The 15,220-nt window shown below is 61.6% G+C and carries 10 protein-coding genes; 2 read left to right on the top strand and 8 right to left on the bottom strand.

What is annotated here, in order from left to right; genetic code table 11:
* Nucleotides 1–44 precede the first annotated feature (44 nt).
* The 3 genes from PY254_RS01885 to PY254_RS01875 all read right to left on the bottom strand — a co-directional run bounded on the left by PY254_RS01885 (nt 45) and on the right by PY254_RS01875 (nt 1,447).
* A complete protein-coding gene (locus PY254_RS01885; protein ID WP_281013793.1) occupies nt 45–425 on the bottom strand; it encodes a hypothetical protein in 381 nt (126 codons plus the stop codon).
* Nucleotides 426–483: 58 nt separating this feature from the next.
* On the bottom strand, nt 484–1,074 hold the full coding sequence (locus PY254_RS01880; RefSeq protein WP_281013792.1) for a CPBP family intramembrane glutamic endopeptidase: 591 nt from the start codon (nt 1,072–1,074) through the stop codon (nt 484–486).
* Nucleotides 1,075–1,147: 73 nt separating this feature from the next.
* Complete coding sequence (locus tag PY254_RS01875) at nt 1,148–1,447, bottom strand: hypothetical protein (RefSeq protein ID WP_281013791.1); 300 nt, start codon at nt 1,445–1,447, stop codon at nt 1,148–1,150.
* Nucleotides 1,448–1,591: 144 nt separating this feature from the next.
* Here PY254_RS01875 and PY254_RS01870 point away from each other — a divergent pair, with 144 nt between their 5' ends.
* Complete coding sequence (locus PY254_RS01870) at nt 1,592–2,671, top strand: IS110 family RNA-guided transposase (protein WP_281013790.1); 1,080 nt, start codon at nt 1,592–1,594, stop codon at nt 2,669–2,671.
* Between the two features lie 350 nt (nt 2,672–3,021).
* Here PY254_RS01870 and PY254_RS01865 read toward each other — a convergent pair whose 3' ends face one another.
* From PY254_RS01865 to PY254_RS01850, 4 genes are all read right to left on the bottom strand, one after another.
* Nucleotides 3,022–3,423, bottom strand: a complete 402-nt coding sequence (locus tag PY254_RS01865; RefSeq protein ID WP_281013788.1) for a hypothetical protein — start codon at nt 3,421–3,423, stop codon at nt 3,022–3,024.
* 74 nt (nt 3,424–3,497) lie between these two features.
* Complete coding sequence (locus tag PY254_RS01860; protein ID WP_281013787.1) at nt 3,498–3,818, bottom strand: hypothetical protein; 321 nt, start codon at nt 3,816–3,818, stop codon at nt 3,498–3,500.
* A 76-nt stretch (nt 3,819–3,894) separates the two neighbouring features.
* Nucleotides 3,895–4,197 carry a DUF3144 domain-containing protein gene (locus PY254_RS01855; protein WP_281012993.1) on the bottom strand — a complete coding sequence of 101 codons (303 nt, stop codon included), beginning with the start codon at nt 4,195–4,197 and terminating at the stop codon, nt 3,895–3,897.
* Between the two features lie 511 nt (nt 4,198–4,708).
* Complete coding sequence (locus PY254_RS01850; RefSeq protein ID WP_281013786.1) at nt 4,709–5,332, bottom strand: BRCT domain-containing protein; 624 nt, start codon at nt 5,330–5,332, stop codon at nt 4,709–4,711.
* 184 nt (nt 5,333–5,516) lie between these two features.
* On the opposite strand from PY254_RS01850, the gene PY254_RS01845 reads away from it, so the two are divergent.
* Entirely contained in the window at nt 5,517–6,512 is a 996-nt protein-coding gene (locus PY254_RS01845; protein ID WP_281013785.1) for an integron integrase, read from the top strand.
* A gap of 31 nt (nt 6,513–6,543) precedes the next feature.
* Here the strand turns inward: PY254_RS01845 and PY254_RS01840 are convergent, their stop codons facing one another.
* Nucleotides 6,544–15,162 (bottom strand): glycoside hydrolase family 94 protein, encoded by an 8,619-nt coding sequence (locus tag PY254_RS01840; RefSeq protein ID WP_281013784.1) that lies wholly within the window; start codon nt 15,160–15,162, stop codon nt 6,544–6,546.
* Nucleotides 15,163–15,220 lie beyond the last annotated feature (58 nt).

Below are 15,220 nucleotides of genomic sequence, written 5' to 3'. Positions count from 1 at the left end.
GCTGGGATCAGCCGGCCGCGCAGCCGTCCGCGTCGAATGAGATCTCAGATTGCTGGCGCGCTCCGCTGCGCCCGTCTGGAAAGAGATTGCCCAACCAACGCACCGATTGCCACTGCCAGTGCGGACAACGCGATGCTGAGCAGGTTGCGTTGAATAATGGCCAAGAGGGACGCTTGACCCGTCGGCGCGGCGATGAAGTAGACGACGTACACGACAAGAAGCCACTCCGCGAACCACAAGCCGAGCGCGGGCAGAACAAAACCCCGACGCGCTATGAAGGCACCGATTGCTGTTGCGACGAAGCCGATAACAACCGATGGCAGCACGGGATTGACGGTGACTTTGGCGAGTGATGCCAGCCCCCCAATCAGGAGGCCGCATGCCACAGCCGCAGCAAGGCCACGCAGGATTCTCTGGGTGTTCATCGCGAACTCTCCTGTGCACTATAACGCTGGAAGTCTACCGTCCGCCTTGAACGAGTTGTCATGCTGCAGCCGGCACTTGCGCATGTGTCACTCGACGAATGGTGTAGAGACCGACAACATCAATTGCTGCATGAACGATCATGGCAGCGACCAGGCCAGCATAGCGCGCGAGAAAGCCAAAAAAGACACTTGTGGCAAAAATGCAGAGTGCTTGAACAAGCATCCGTTTGTTGAACTTGCTGAAGCGATAGGCACGCGCGTGCACAAGTACAAACAGCGCCGAAGTAACCCAAATTCCAAGGAGCGGTTGCAGTGCACCTCGGAACAGTAGTTCTTCGCCAAAGCCAGCGGCAAGCGCAATCCAAAGAGGATTCCAGCCGCGAAGGTCTAGACGGCTATAGCTCTCAACCGTGTACTGGGTTGACTGGCGGCTTACCGTGTATTTGTAACCCATTGCAGACGCTGCCCAGAAAAGACCCCCAAGCGCGACGCCAAGAGGAATTTGATAGAAGACGGGCAGACCACCAATGAGCGACGGTATGTAGGGCTGACTATGAAAAAGAACTATGACGACAACAGCAACGCCACACATCAAAGCACATAGGCAGAGTTGCCTGCTCAGGCTGATCTTCTTCGCTTCAATTTGCATGGATGTCTTTCTGCGGCATAACGCTGGAATTAGCCGGCGGCGAAGCCTTACGCCTCGGATGGGTGGTCAGATCTCACTGCACGAAAGTGCCGAGTGAACCTTGCGCATGTGCGGCATCCCGGATCGCCATGTTCTTGCCGAGCGAAAGCCCCGTAGTGAAAAGTATCGCAGAAGCGAACCCCAGAACCACGGCAAGAAATAGCAAGCTACCGACAATACGCGTACGCGGCTGTGCACGCAGGGCCAGGCCAAGAAATGCTACTGCGGCAAAACAAATACCAATCAAGAAATGACCAGCAGTGACACCGCCGACGATGATAGAGCCAGCCACCAAAGCTGGCACCGCGTTTTCCTGAGACCGGACTTCCGACATATCTCTCTCCTTGAGGCCTAACGCTGGAATTGAGCGGCGGCGAAGCCGTCCGACTCGAATGAGTAAAAAGAGACTTCCTCCCCTTTCGGCCTCGAGGACCATGATGGTGTTGCGACACAACCGTCAGCAGAAGAGGAAGTCTCCATGAGCACTATAACCATCGGCGTGGATTTGGCGAAGAGCGTGTTTGCAGCGTGTGAAGTGGATGGCGTCGGCCATGTGCTGCGACGGCAGGATCTGCGGCGTGAGCCGTTTGGTCTGTGGCTGGCCCAGCTGCCGGCAGGCACGGTAATGGCGATGGAAGCCTGCAGCGGGGCACACCATTGGGCGCGGCGATGCCTGGAATACGGCCTTGAGCCGCGGATCATCGCGGCGCAGTTCGTCAAGCCGTTCCGCAAGGGACGCAAGACCAAGAACGACCGCGCCGACGCCGAAGCGATCGCCACGGCGGCACGCCAGGGCAACATGCGCTTTGTGCCAATCAAGTCGGTCGATCAGCAGGTGCGGTTGTCGTGGCATCGGGTGCGCGAGGGCTACAAGGTCGAGTCGCTGGCCATTGGCAACCGGATTCGCGGTCTGCTGGCTGAGTTTGGAGTGATCGTGGCGCAGGGTGACGTGGCGCTGCGCCGCCTTCTTGCCGATCTGGATGCGCAGGCCGGTCTGCCGGCCGAGTTCAAGGAACTGATCCGCGACGTGGCGGACCACTGGGCGCAGTTGCGCACGCACTTCGACGCGTGCGATGCACGCATCGAAGCGCACGCGCGAGATGACGAGCAATGCGTGCGGCTACGCGCCATCGTCGGTATCGGGCCGATCACTGCCGATGCAGTGGTGGCCACCGTCGGCAACGCCCGAGAGTTCAAGCAGGGACGACAGATGGCGGCGTGGCTGGGGCTGGTGCCGGCACAACACTCCAGCGGAGGGCATGCACGATTGGGGGAGATCACCTGTCGCGGCGATGCGTACCTGCGCACGCTATTGGTCCAGGGAGCACGCAGTAGCTTGCAACGGGCCCAGGCAGTGGCCATCGAGAAGGCGACGCCCGAGCAACTATGGATACGCTCACTCGACGGGCGGATGTTGTTCGGCAAAGTCATCGTGGCCATAGCCAACAAACACGCCCGACAGATCTGGGCGATGCTGGCACATGACGCCGACTACGATCCGTGCGCCTGCCTCAACCATCCCATGCATCGGCAAACCCGTACGGAGCAGACCGTCTAACAACCCGATTTGATTCATCGTCAGCGCCGAGTAGTAGACAACGGTTCAGGCCGACCCAGAGAGAACCTGACTAACCAGATGGACGTCCAAACGATGTTCCGGTCGATCACCGGGCATCGGACAGTCCGACGAATGAAAGAGGTCTTTGGGTGCGGTTTATACACAGGTCCGAGTCGGCGGCATTGACTCAACAAGACCGATTACGGAAAAGCAGCCTGACACTCGTCTTACCCGCTTGGCATTGACACGTACTACGCCACACCGGACACAAGCACTACCGGCAGTCGCCTGAAAGCCCAGGGCAAAAGCATCATGTGCCCGGGGTTGACGGGAAGTCTCTTACGGAGTGGTTAGGCCTTGCCCCGTAAACCGAAGCGCGCGCGATAGGCATAAGCCGCACCTGGTATACCAATGAATGCAAGATACAGACATGCATTTAGAGCAGATGGCTGGGCACGCGAGTCGGACCAATAAACGCAGCGGAAAAACTCGGTGACAAGGTACCAGACTCCAAGAGCAAACATGACGCAACCAACGACGCTACCAATAAACTGCCGCACGCGCCCCCGAGTAACGCATGCAACCGCGATGAGCAAGAAGAAGGCACCTATAAGGTAAAAAAATATTGCATTATCTGTAGGCTGCGCGGTGAGCATCATGACAATGCCAAACAGCGCGGAGAATGAACCAAGCAGTAGCCTGGCGCCAAGGCTCAGACCACGATTGATTGCTTCCGCAGCTTCACGATACATGGATGTGTCTCTTGGGGCCTAACGCTGGAGTTAAGCGGCGTGCGGCTTTTTCGCACGTCCGCTTGGACGAATTGTTAGCCACTCGCGCCATGCAGCCCTAAGAAGCGAACTAGAGCGCCGCTACCTAAGCCGCCTAAAACAGATGCTGTAATAAGGACAGAGAGAGCCAAGTGATTGCTATCTACGACAAGCGCGACGATGAAGCCAGCCGCGCCACCAAAGCCCACCGAGAGAAACATTAGGGATATTCGTAGTCGCTTGGCCTTTTTGCCCATGGGCGGAGTTTTGTCGCGCTGCGCGAGAGATTTGCCAAACTTAAGCAACCATGTGATATGCGCCAAAGCGCCACCCAGTATTCCCAAAGCCACTGCAAGAGCGGTATCCAATGCCAACATGTCGTGTTCCCTTCCTTATGGCTAACGCTTGAGTTAAGCGGCGTGCGGCTTTTCGCACGTCCGCTTGGACGAATTGTTAGGCCTCACCGCCGCTCGGTGTTGCCATGTAGTCGTCGTAATTTTCGATGTAGTCAGTGAGGTTCTCGCGGAGCATATCTTCGTACTCTTTCAAGTAGTAGCTGACAATGTTTTCTTTTTCTTCCGTCATGCGCTGAAGTGAACCGGAATTGATAGCTCCAACGTAAGCATTGAATCTGGCGGCGCCATAGAGAAACGACGCACTAACTTTACCCTTGCCAGTAGACAAGCAATGTTCGTTAGCTAGCGCAATGTATCCATCTGCACGGTTGTAGAAATTGTCGTCAACTTGGTTGGTCATAGATTTCGTTTGTGAGGCCTAACGCTGGAGTTAAGCGGCGTGCGGCTTTTTCGCACGTCCGCTTGGACGAGTGGTTAGAGGTCACACTTGCGGGGCAGCAGGTCTGTGCCTCCGGTTGAGTAGCCGGCACCTTGATAAGCGAACTTTAGTGAATCGTCGCTTTGGATTTTGAAGTGTTTTGGGAAGCCGATGACACCTTTGTCAGAAGTCTCAGACAAGATAATGTCGTGCCCTTCTTGAGCTCACAAACCGGAAGCCTCCCCCCAAATGCCGATGTCACCTTGCAACATGATCGTGTAGCGGCCGCCTGGCTGGAGATGCAAATTGAAATGGTTGTAACGAAGTCCGTCAGTACTGCTATAGCAGTAATCTGTGTTTACGGAGATTGGTCGAGTTGTAGGCGCGCTGCAGGCAGAAAGAAGCGCAACTATCGTCAATGTGCCCAGAGCTCTCATGTGACCTCTAACGCTTGAGTTGAGCGGCGGCGAAGCCGTCCGCCTTGAACGAATTGTTAGTTGCTGCGCGGCAGACAGTTTGCCCAATAATCCTCATGGACGATAGCAATACATGCTCCGCTATTCTTTAGTTCCATTGCTTTCTCAACCTTGGTGCCAAAGCTTCCGTGCTTCCATTCATCGCTACCAAGGCCACCTACAATTAGGTACTGTATCCTTTTTGATACCCCAGACTTAACGATGCTCCCAAGCCCACTAATAGTTTGTGCGCATATGTTGCGCGGGCCGAAGACGAAATCTCCGGTGAGGCAGAAGGTACTGTTGGGGTATGAGATGGCAGGCTCTTCATAAGGGAGAAGCTGGGTGACGTGCGTTGATGCTGCAAGCTCGGCCAAAGTGCCACCGACGAGTTGCTGTAACGAAGTCACGAGGTGCGCTCGTTCGTCTTCTGAAATTCGCCCATCGGCTAAGACGGACTTTATACGGGCATGGATTACGTCACCGGGCCACGTGGTCGCAATAGCCGAATTGTTCTTGAGCCAGTCATCAAGGAATCGAATCTCCGCATCGGAGAGCTGGCCATCAGCGAGCACGCCCGTCGCGATGCCAAGTAGCGCACCAAGGCCGCGATTGACCTCGTTGATGTACGCGCCCCCTTGGCGCGCGAAAAAGTTGGACATGTGCGATCTCCCCATGACAACTAACGCTTAGTAGACCCCAAAAGTGGGGTGTTGCGCCAAGTATGCAGGCCGCGTACTGACCGTACAAGCGGGGAATACTTACATCAGATCAGGGGTTTGCGCGGCATTTCCGGCGGGGACATGGGGGCAGGCTGTCTGTGTTATCCGACACTTCTGAGGGTGTATGAGTTACGCAGGCGGAAATGAGGGTGTAACGGACGCAAAAAGCCCGCGGTTGTTGGATCAGGTGCGCGCGCGGTTGCGGCTGAAGCATTACAGCCTTCGCACAGAGCAGGCCTATGTGGGGTGGATTCGACGGTTCATTCTGGCCAATGGCAAGCGGCATCCCCGCGATATGAGCATTACGGAGGTAGAGGGGTTCTTGAGCGCGTTGGCGGTTGAGGGACGGGTCGCCGCGGGGACCCAGAACCAGGCACTTTCGGCACTGCTTTTTCTGTACCGTGAGGTTCTGTCGATTGACTTGCCGTGGATGGAAAGCGTGGTGCGGGCGAAGCGGCCGCAGCGGGTGCCGGTGGTGCTTTCGCGCGATGAAGTGACGCATTTGCTGGCCAGAATGGATGGTGGGTTCGCCTTGATGGCATCGCTGTTGTACGGCTCTGGTCTGCGCCTGATGGAGTGCGTCCGTCTGCGCGTCAAGGACGTGGATTTCGACCTCAATCAGATTTGCGTCAGAGATGGCAAGGGCGGTAAGGATCGGCATGTACCGTTGCCGCTGCGTTTGACCGATTCCCTGCGAACGCAGGTGGAACGCGTTGCCGTGATTCATGGGCAAGACCTGCTTGAAGGTCACGGCTCGGTCTGGTTGCCCTATGCGTTGGCTCGGAAGTACGCGTCCGCAGCGCGAGAGTTGGGTTGGCAGTATGTCTTTCCGTCAGGCCAGCTTTCACGCGATCCGCTTGGTGGCGCTTTGCGTCGTCATCACCTCGATGAGTCCGGGCTTCAGCGGGCCGTGCGTGCAGCCAGGATCAGTGCGGGCATCGTCAAACCGGCCACCTGCCACACGCTCCGTCACTCATTCGCTACCCACCTGCTCGAAGCGGGTCACGACATCCGCACCATCCAGGAGCTGCTCGGTCACAAGGACGTAGCGACCACGCAGATCTACACGCACGTGCTCAATCGTGGTGGCCACGGCGTGTTGAGTCCGCTGGATCGCTGATGACGTTGGGAAGGACAGCGCCCCGACCAGATCACCTTGTTCTTGGCCAGTTGAGATTCACCTCGTGCTGGGCACCGTCGTCGACGAGTGGAATGTAGCCTTCAGCTTGCACTACGCCATCCAGCCACACTACGGCCGGGGTACCGCACGCGCTCTGCCTCAGCTCGATCCGATACAGCGTATCGCGGTGGCGATAGTCCATCTGGAAACCGTCCCACTCTGGCGGCAACACCGGCGCAAAGCGCAGCTTGCTGCCTTCCAGCCGCAGGCCGAGTAGCGACTCGACAATCAGCCGGTACATCCAGCCGGCGGAGCCGGTGTACCAGCTCCAGCCACCACGACCAATGTGCGGAGCGAGGGCGTAGACGTCGGCAGTGACTACATACGGTTCGACTTTGTAGACGTCCACCGACGCGGCGTCGGTGCCGTGGCTGACCGGGTTGATCATGCGCAGCAGTTCCCACGCGCGGGCGCTGTCGCCGAGTTCGGCGAAGGCCATCGTGGCCCAGATCGCCGCATGCGTGTACTGCCCGCCGTTTTCGCGCACGCCGGGTACGTAGCCCTTGATGTAGCCCGGGTCCATCGGTGATTTGTCGAAGGGTGGATCGAGCAACTGCACCAGCCCGGCATCACGGCGCACCAGATACTGGTTGAGCGAATCCATCGCCTGCTGCCGCCGCGCTGGCGGTGCCATGCCGGATAGCACTGACCAGCTTTGCGCGATGGAATCGATGCGGCATTCCTGATTGGCGGAGGAGCCCAGCGGCGTGCCATCGTCAAACCACGCGCGGCGATACCAGGCGCCGTCCCAGGCGTGTTGTTCCAGGGCACGTTGCAGCCGGCTGACTTCAACTTCACAGCGCTGCGCGAAGGTTTCATCGCCTCGCAAACGCGCGACTTCGGCAAAGCGGGTCAGCACTTCGCCGGAGAAGAAGCCGAGCCAGACGCTTTCGCCGCGGCCGGCTTCACCGACCCGATTCATGCCGTCATTCCAGTCGCCGCCGCCGATCAGTGGCAGCCCGCGCTCGCCGCGCTGGCCGAGACTGTGTTCGATCGCCCGCATGCAGTGCTGATACAGCGTCTCGTGCAGGCCGGATGGCAGAGGCAGGTCGTAATAGGATTCTTCGCCCGGTTGCAGCGGGCGGCCTTCGAGGTAGCCCACGTGCTCGTCGAGCACGCCGCTGTCACCGCTGCCCAGTACGTAGCGGGCGGTGGCCAGCGGCAGCCACAGGTAGTCGTCTGAACAGGTGGTGCGTACGCCGCGATCCAGTGGTGGGTGCCACCAGTGCTGCACATCACCGTCGACGAACTGATGGGCGGCACACAGCAGCAGTTGCGCGCGCGACAGCTCGGGAGCAGCGTGCAAGGTGGCCATGGAATCCTGCAACTGGTCGCGGAAGCCGAACGCGCCACCGGACTGGTAATAGCCGCTGCGTGCCCAGATGCGGCAGGCGATCGTCTGGTACAGCAGCCAGCCGTTGGCGAGCACATCGAGCGCGGGATCGGGTGTGTGTACCTGCACGGCGCCCAGCGTGTGTGACCAATGCGCGCGAACCTTGTCCAGCGCGTCGGCGGCGCTGCCGTTGCCACGGAAGCGCTGCACCAGTGCACCGGCGTCGGCGGCGTCGCGCCCCAGCCCAAGGCGGAAAATAAGTTGGCGTTCGCCGCCGGTTTCCAGGCTGACGTGCGATTGCAGGGCGGTGCATGGGTCCAGTCCGGCGCCCAGCCGGCCGGACAAATGCGCCCGTTCGAGCCCGGCGGGCGATTGCATGCTGCCGTTGCGGCCGAGGAATTCGCTGCGATCGCCGTCAATGCCGCGTGCGGCATCGTCGACATCGAAAAAGGCCACGCGATCGGGGAATTCAGTGTTGTAGGCATTGCGGGCGAACACCGCGCCGCTGGCCGGGTCCGAACCGGTGACCACGTGCATGGACGTCTTTTCGCGCAGGTCACCGAGTAACCACTCGACATAGGCGGTCACACTGAGTCGGCGCGGCTGGCCGGAATTGTTGCGCAACTTCAGCACCGAAAACTTCACCGAAGCGTCCAGCGCCACGTAGATCCACAGTTCGGAGTGAATGCCGTTTTCGACATGTTCAAACACGCTGTAGCCAAAGCCGTGGCGGGTGATATACGTGCCGCTGCCGCGGCGTGGCAACGGCGTGGGTGACCACACCTGGCCGGTTTCCTCGTCGCGCAGGTACAGCGCTTCGCCGCTGCCGTCGCTGACCGGATCGTTATGCCATGGCGTGAGGCGGAACTCGTGGGCGTTCTCAGCCCAGGTATAGGCGCTGCCGCTTTCGGAGATCACCGTGCCGAAGTGTGGATTGGCCAGTACGTTGCACCATGGCGCCGGCGTGGGATCGCCGGGCCGTTGCACGATGACGTACTCGCGGCCATCAAGGCTGAAGCCGCCGTGTGGATTGACCAGTTGCAGGGATGGCACATCCGTGAGGTCGGAGTCATCGTGGCGCAACGCACGTGACGCTTCGAAACGTGCTGCGTGCGACTGCGGTTGGCGTCGACCGATCTGTTCGGCCAGACTGCCGCGCGCGTCACCGAGGATCAGCCGCGCGCTGGCCAGCATCACGGCGCGGTCTTCGCTGGACAGCTGCTGTGACGGTCGCACGAAGATGCCGCCGGGCCGATCGAGCAAGCTTGCTTCGCTGCCCGAGGCGATCAAGCCCATGATCTGGTCCTGCAGTTCCTGCCGATAGCCGGCGCGGTCTTCGTTCCAGATCACCAGATCCACCGCCAGCCCTTTCAGCCGCCAGTACGCATGCGCCTGCACCAACTGGCGCACCAGCTCGATCCGCGAGGGGCTGGCAATTTGCAGCAGAACAATCGGCAGGTCACCGGAGATGGATTGGCCCCACAGGCCCGATTGGCCACGACGGTTGGCGCGCAGTACCCCCGCCGGAGCACGCAGGCTGGGGTTCGGATACAAAATGCTGGTGGCCATGTGTTCGTACAACTGCGCGTCGGTGATGCTGGCGTTGAGTTGGCGCAGCAGCACCTGGCTGTGCGTCCAGGCCAGGTTGAACACGCGTGAGGCCAACGGACGGTCGCGATATTTGCCGATCAATTGCAGGCAACCCTCGCGTTGCTCGGCGATGCCGCTGACGAAGTCGACGATGGCGGTCTGGTCGGGTTCCAGGGTGATGCGACAGCGGATCGCCATGACGGGGTCGAGCACCGAGCCCTCGCTGTTCGACAGTTGTGCGTGATCGAGGTCGAGCACTTGCGGATTGGCGGTGCTGCGGCCGCGACCGATGAAGCGCGCGCGATCGGTCTCGTAGGAAATCTCGTCGATCTTGGCGTCGTGTACGGCCAGCAGGTGGAACATCGAGGGCATGTGTTCGCCGGCCGAACGAGGCCGTCGGGTGCACACGATCGCCTGCAGTTCGGGCACCAGTTCGGTCTGCACGAACAATTTGCTGAAGGCTGGATGCAGCGCATCGGCAATCGGTGGCGCCAGTACTACTTCCGCATAGCTGGTCAGCTCGATGGTGCGCCGCGTGCGGCTGCGGTTGGTCACGCGGGTGCGGCGCAACTCGACATCGTCTTCCGGCGACACCGCGATCTCGGTGTGGGCGTCGAACTCACGCTCACGCACGCGGAACTCGGCACGGGCCTCGGAGAAAATCGCCTCGAACAATTCGGTCTTGGTGCAGGTCGGCTGGAACGCGGTAGACCAATGAGCGTTGCTGCTGACATCGCGCAGATAACAGAACGTGCCCCAGTGATCGCGGGTGACGTCTTCGTGCCAGCGCGTGAGCGCAAGCTCGCCGCGTCGGCTGTAGCCACCGCCGCCGCTGCTGAGCATGACGTGGTAGCGACCGTTGGAAAGCAGTTGCACGGCGGGCAAGGCGCGATCGGGGTCGGTGAATACGCGCAGCCGCGTCTCGGCGGCGTGGCTGCCGCCGTCGCGTTCGGGGAAGCCGCTGGCGTGCAGGTATTCGGCGGCGGTGCGCGGCACGCGCTCTTGCAGCAACAGGCTGCTGGCGCGGAATTGCGGGTGGGATTCAAAGCGCCGTTGCATCGGCCGATCGAGCAGGGTGTAACCCAGCGCCAGCAGGCTCATGCCCTGGTGGTGGGCCATGAACTGCCGCACGATGGCGGCGTCCTGGCCCAGCGGCAGGCGTGCCGGGGTGTAGTCGATCGCTTCGTACAAACCGTAGCGCGCGCGTGCGCCGGCTTCGCTTAGCCGCTGCAGGTTTTTCGTGGCCGCCGCGGGCGCCACCATCATCGCCAGCGCGCTGGCATAGGGCGCAATCACCACGTCGTCGCCGAGGCCGCGCTTCAGCCCCAGTCCGGGTACACCGAACGCGCGGTATTGATAGGTGAAGTGTGCATCCAGCGTGTTGTAGCCGGATTCGGAAACGCCCCACGGAATACCGAGCTGATTGCCGTATTCGATTTGCCGCGCCACCGCCGCGCGGCAGGTCTGGTCGAGCAGGGTGCCTTCAAAACCGGGCATCACCAGGTTCGGCATCAGGTACTCAAACATCGAGCCGGTCCACGACAGCAGCACCGGCTCGCCGCCCACGGTGGTCAACAAGCGGCCCAGTGCGAACCAGTTGTCGGTGGGCAACTGGCCCTGCGCGATGGCCACGAAACTGGCCAGCCGCGCCTCCGAGGCCAGCAGGTCGTAGAAGCTCGCATCGCGCCGATGCTGGTCGACGTTGTAGCCGATCGACAACAGGTCTCGCGTGCTGTCATACAGGAAGCGGTAATCCATCTGTGCCAGTTCGACGGCCAGGTGCGCCAACTGCTCGATCAAGGCGATGCGTGCAACAGCGCGTTCGCGCACTCCCTCGGCATCGGCCGCATCCGGCCAGCACAACGGTTCGATACGAGCCAGTTGCTGCAGCGTGGGAATGCCGCTGAAGCCAACCTCTTCGTCCGCTGGCGGGTCAAGTTCAAGCAGTGCGGCATCACGGTGCAACTCGTCGGCCTGGTTGCACAGCGCGTCCAGCCAGAAGTACCCATCGCTGTCGGCGGGCAGGTCGAGTGACCCGGCCAGCGCGTCCGTATGGTCGCGCAACGTGGCGAGCAGCAGCAGAACCGCAGCGCTCGTCGTTGGTGGTGTGGCAATCGCGTCGTGCAACGCTTGTCGCAGCGGATCGAGCGAGCCGACAACACGGCGATCAAGCACATCGTGCAGCAATTCCAGCGTATCGAGCAGACCTTGCAGCAGTGGCGTACCGAACACCGGTGCTTCGACCAGTTCGAGCAGTCCCGGCGCCAGGGTGAGCAGGTGGCCGGCCAGGTTGCCGCTGTCCACCGACGACACATACAACGGTGCCAGCGGTTGCAGACTTTGCGTGTCGTACCAGTTGTAGAAGTGACCGCGATAACGCGGCAACCGCTGCATGGTGGTGAGAGTCAACCGGGTGCGTTCCAGCAGGCGCGCACTGCCAAGAAAACCGAAGTCGTGCGCGGCCAGTCCGGCCAGCAAGGCCATGCCGATATTGGTTGGCGACGTGCGATGCGCAACGACCGGGCCGGGTTGTTCCTGCAGATTGTCCGGCGGCAGCCAGTGATCATCCGCGTTCACGTGCACATCGAAGAATGACCAGGTTTGCCGCGCCAGCGTGCGCAGGAAACGCTGCTGGCTGGCATCCGGCACGAACGTGTCTTCGGTGCGCGGCTGGCTGATCCAGCCGGCCAGTGCAGGCGACGCCAGCCACAACAGCAGTAGCGGCGCGGCCAGCCACAACGTCACGGGTCGATGCAGCACCAACACGGCTGCCACCAGCAGCGCCAGCGCAGGACCGATCCACATCAGGCGCCAGACCGACGCGGCGTTGCTGCTGCGTCGTTCCACATCCAGCGATGGCTGCCACTGCAGCAGGTGTCGATGGCTGACCGCCATGCGCCACAGCGTGCGCAGGATCGCATCAAGATGGTAGTAAGCCTCGTGCGGCAACCATGCCAAGCCGAGTGTCATGCGCGCGAAGTGCTGCATGCCGGCATGCAGGCCTGCGCGCAGGTGCTGGTCGAGCTCCACGTCGCGCGGTTTCTGCACCAGGTCCAGCAACGCCGACAACAGCGGTGGTACCAGCACCATCGCCAGCACGGCTACCGTCCAGGACAGTGCCGGTGTGATCACCAGCCAGCCGAGCAGCAGCAGGATGACGACCGCCGCCGGCACCAGCGAGCGGCGCAGATTGTCCAGAATTTTCCAGCGCGACAACGCGGTCAGCGCGTTGCGTTGCCAACCGTCACGCGCAGTGGGCGCCCATGGCAGCAGCCATGGCAACAGTTGCCAGTCGCCGCGAATCCAGCGATGCCGGCGCTTGACGTCGGCGCTGTAGCGCGAGGGATACGCTTCAAATAATTGCGCGTCGCTGAGCAGACCCGAGCGTGCATGGCAGCCTTCGACCAGGTCGTGGCTGAGGATGCGGTTTTCCGGAAAGCGGCCATCCAGCGTGCGCTCGAATGCATCGACGGCGTAAATGCCTTTGCCGATGAACGAGCCTTCGCCGAACACGTCCTGATAGACGTCTGAAACCATCTGGGTATACGGATCGATGCCGGCATCGCTGCCGTACAACTGCGCGTAGCGCGAACGCGCGGTGCTGGGCAGGCTGATCCCCACGCGCGGCTGCAGGATCGCGTAGCCGCTGACCACGCGCCGTTGTTCCGGGTCGTACACCGCGCGATTGAGTGGATGATCGATGGTGCCCACAAACGCTTTGGCCGCATCGCGCGGCAGTTCGGTATCGGTATCCAGGGTGATCACGTATTGCACGGGCGGCAGTGAGGCGATGTCGCCGACCACGCGCATGAAAGCATTGCTGCCGCCGCCGCGCAGCAACGTGTTGAGGTCCGCCAGCTTGCCGCGCTTGCGCTCGTGGCCCATCCAGGCTTGCTCGGCCGCATTCCAGCGCCGTGGCCGATGGAACAGGAAGAAGCGGTCCGCCGCAGCGCTGGCGTAACGGTCGTTGAGCGCCTCGATACGCCGTTGCGCAAGTTGCAGCAGCGCTTCGTCGCCGGGCAGCGTCTCGCTGTCAGCGTCGGTGAAGTCGGTCAGCAGGGCGAAATGCAGGTGTTCGTCGCGATTGCCGAGGAAGCGAACTTCCAGCGCTTCGACCAGTTCTTCCACATCCTGCGGGCTGGCAAACAGGCTGGGAATCGCCACCAGGGTGCGCGCGGGTGCCGGGATGCCGCGCGAATAGTCCATCCGCGGCAACGGCTGCGGCGCGATGGAAAGCGTGGCCAGCCAGTTGAGCAGGCTCAGTCCGAGTTGGCTGGCCAGGATCACCGCCGGTATGGCGATCGCGATCAAGGTCCACAGCGGCAGACGATCCTGTGCCGCAGCGGCGATCAGCGGCTCGGCAAAGCCGAGTGTGAGCAAGACCAGTACACCGAGGTAGATCGGCAGCGGTGCGCGATCGAACGCGCGCCGTATGCGTACCCTCGCACGCGGCCGGATGCGCAGATGCTGTTCCAGTTCGCGGCGACCGTGGTCGATCAGGAAGTAGCCGACATGGCGCGCCAGCGAAGCGGGCTCGGTGGCGGCGGTACTCAGCGCAATGGCGGCATCGGCGACCGCCTGCTCGGTCAACTTGTGCTGGCGGGCGATCGATTCGACCACGTGGCGATAGCGGTCACGGGTGGCGAAATCCATCGCCGCGTAGATGCCGGCCGGGTCATTGCGCAGACTGTGTTCGACCAGACTGGATTGTTCGGTGAAGTCGCGCCAGTCGATCGCCGCCAGCGTGCGCAGGCTGCCGATACTGTTGCTGATGGTGACCTGATTGGTGGCCTGCTGCTGCGCTTCGGCCTGCACCAAGTGTTCGATACTTTGTCCCGATGCCGCCAGCCGCTGTTCGATCCAGCTCAATGGCAGTGCCAGTGCCGGACTCTGACCTTGCAGCCGCCGCGCCATCTCGGCCACGAACGGGCCGTTCATCGGCGGCTCCGAACGGGCCATGTCGGCGACAACCAGCACGACCGAATTGGGATCGCGTTCGGTGGTGGCCACCAGGTTGTCGGCCCAGCGCGCGGCCTGGCCGCGATAGCGCCAATCGGCCATCACGCGGGCGGCCACCCGGCGCAGGTTCTCGATCAGGGCCAGCCGCAACATGATCGGAATGGCCCACAACTCGCCCAGTTTCAGCGGCGAGACTTCCTGATAGGCGTGGATGAAGCGCTGCAGGCTCTGTGTATCGACCCGGCCATCACCGTGCGAAATGATTTCCAGGGCGATGTCGTAAACGCGCGGAAGACCGGCCGACGGCCCCTGCGCCAGCCGCGACAGTTCGCGGCTATAGCCTTTGGGCAGATGCCGCCGGGCGATCCGGATCTGCTCTTCGATCAGATAGAAGTTGTCCAGCAGCCATTCGCCTGCCGGGGTGATCCGCAACCGCTTGCGGGTGGCGTGGGTGAGCCGCTCGCAGGTATGCGCCAGCACCGCTTCATTGTCGGCCAGTCGCGCCAGCAGCAAATCCGCGTTGCGTCGTGCACTGAGTCGATGCTGAGCAGCCAGCGCGCGGCCGTGCCGTTCCATCTGCTCGGCGCTGAACAGTTCGGCGCGCAAGGCGGGCTCCTGCTCCGGTCGGCTGCGTGCGGCAGCGCGTCGGCGCCGGAATGCGTTCAACCGACGCAGCTTGAGCAGGTCGAGGAAATTGCCGATATTCAACCGAAGAGTTCCTTGTGGCGTGGCCGGGGAACGATGACGGGCGCCACGGCGCGGAGCC

This window comes from Rhodanobacter sp. AS-Z3 (assembly GCF_029224025.1).
In the GTDB taxonomy this organism is placed as follows: Bacteria; Pseudomonadota; Gammaproteobacteria; order Xanthomonadales; family Rhodanobacteraceae; genus Rhodanobacter.
This window is presented reverse-complemented; position numbering and strand designations above follow the sequence as displayed.

Coding starts and splice junctions, on each gene's coding strand:
- PY254_RS01845 (WP_281013785.1), top strand. CDS start 5,517: ATGAGTTACGCAGGCGGAAATGAGGGTGTAACGGACGCAAAAAGCCCG.
- PY254_RS01875 (WP_281013791.1), bottom strand. CDS start 1,447: ATGTCGGAAGTCCGGTCTCAGGAAAACGCGGTGCCAGCTTTGGTGGCT.
- PY254_RS01860 (WP_281013787.1), bottom strand. CDS start 3,818: ATGTTGGCATTGGATACCGCTCTTGCAGTGGCTTTGGGAATACTGGGT.
- PY254_RS01885 (WP_281013793.1), bottom strand. CDS start 425: ATGAACACCCAGAGAATCCTGCGTGGCCTTGCTGCGGCTGTGGCATGC.
- PY254_RS01865 (WP_281013788.1), bottom strand. CDS start 3,423: ATGTATCGTGAAGCTGCGGAAGCAATCAATCGTGGTCTGAGCCTTGGC.
- PY254_RS01880 (WP_281013792.1), bottom strand. CDS start 1,074: ATGCAAATTGAAGCGAAGAAGATCAGCCTGAGCAGGCAACTCTGCCTA.
- PY254_RS01855 (WP_281012993.1), bottom strand. CDS start 4,197: ATGACCAACCAAGTTGACGACAATTTCTACAACCGTGCAGATGGATAC.
- PY254_RS01850 (WP_281013786.1), bottom strand. CDS start 5,332: ATGTCCAACTTTTTCGCGCGCCAAGGGGGCGCGTACATCAACGAGGTC.
- PY254_RS01870 (WP_281013790.1), top strand. CDS start 1,592: ATGAGCACTATAACCATCGGCGTGGATTTGGCGAAGAGCGTGTTTGCA.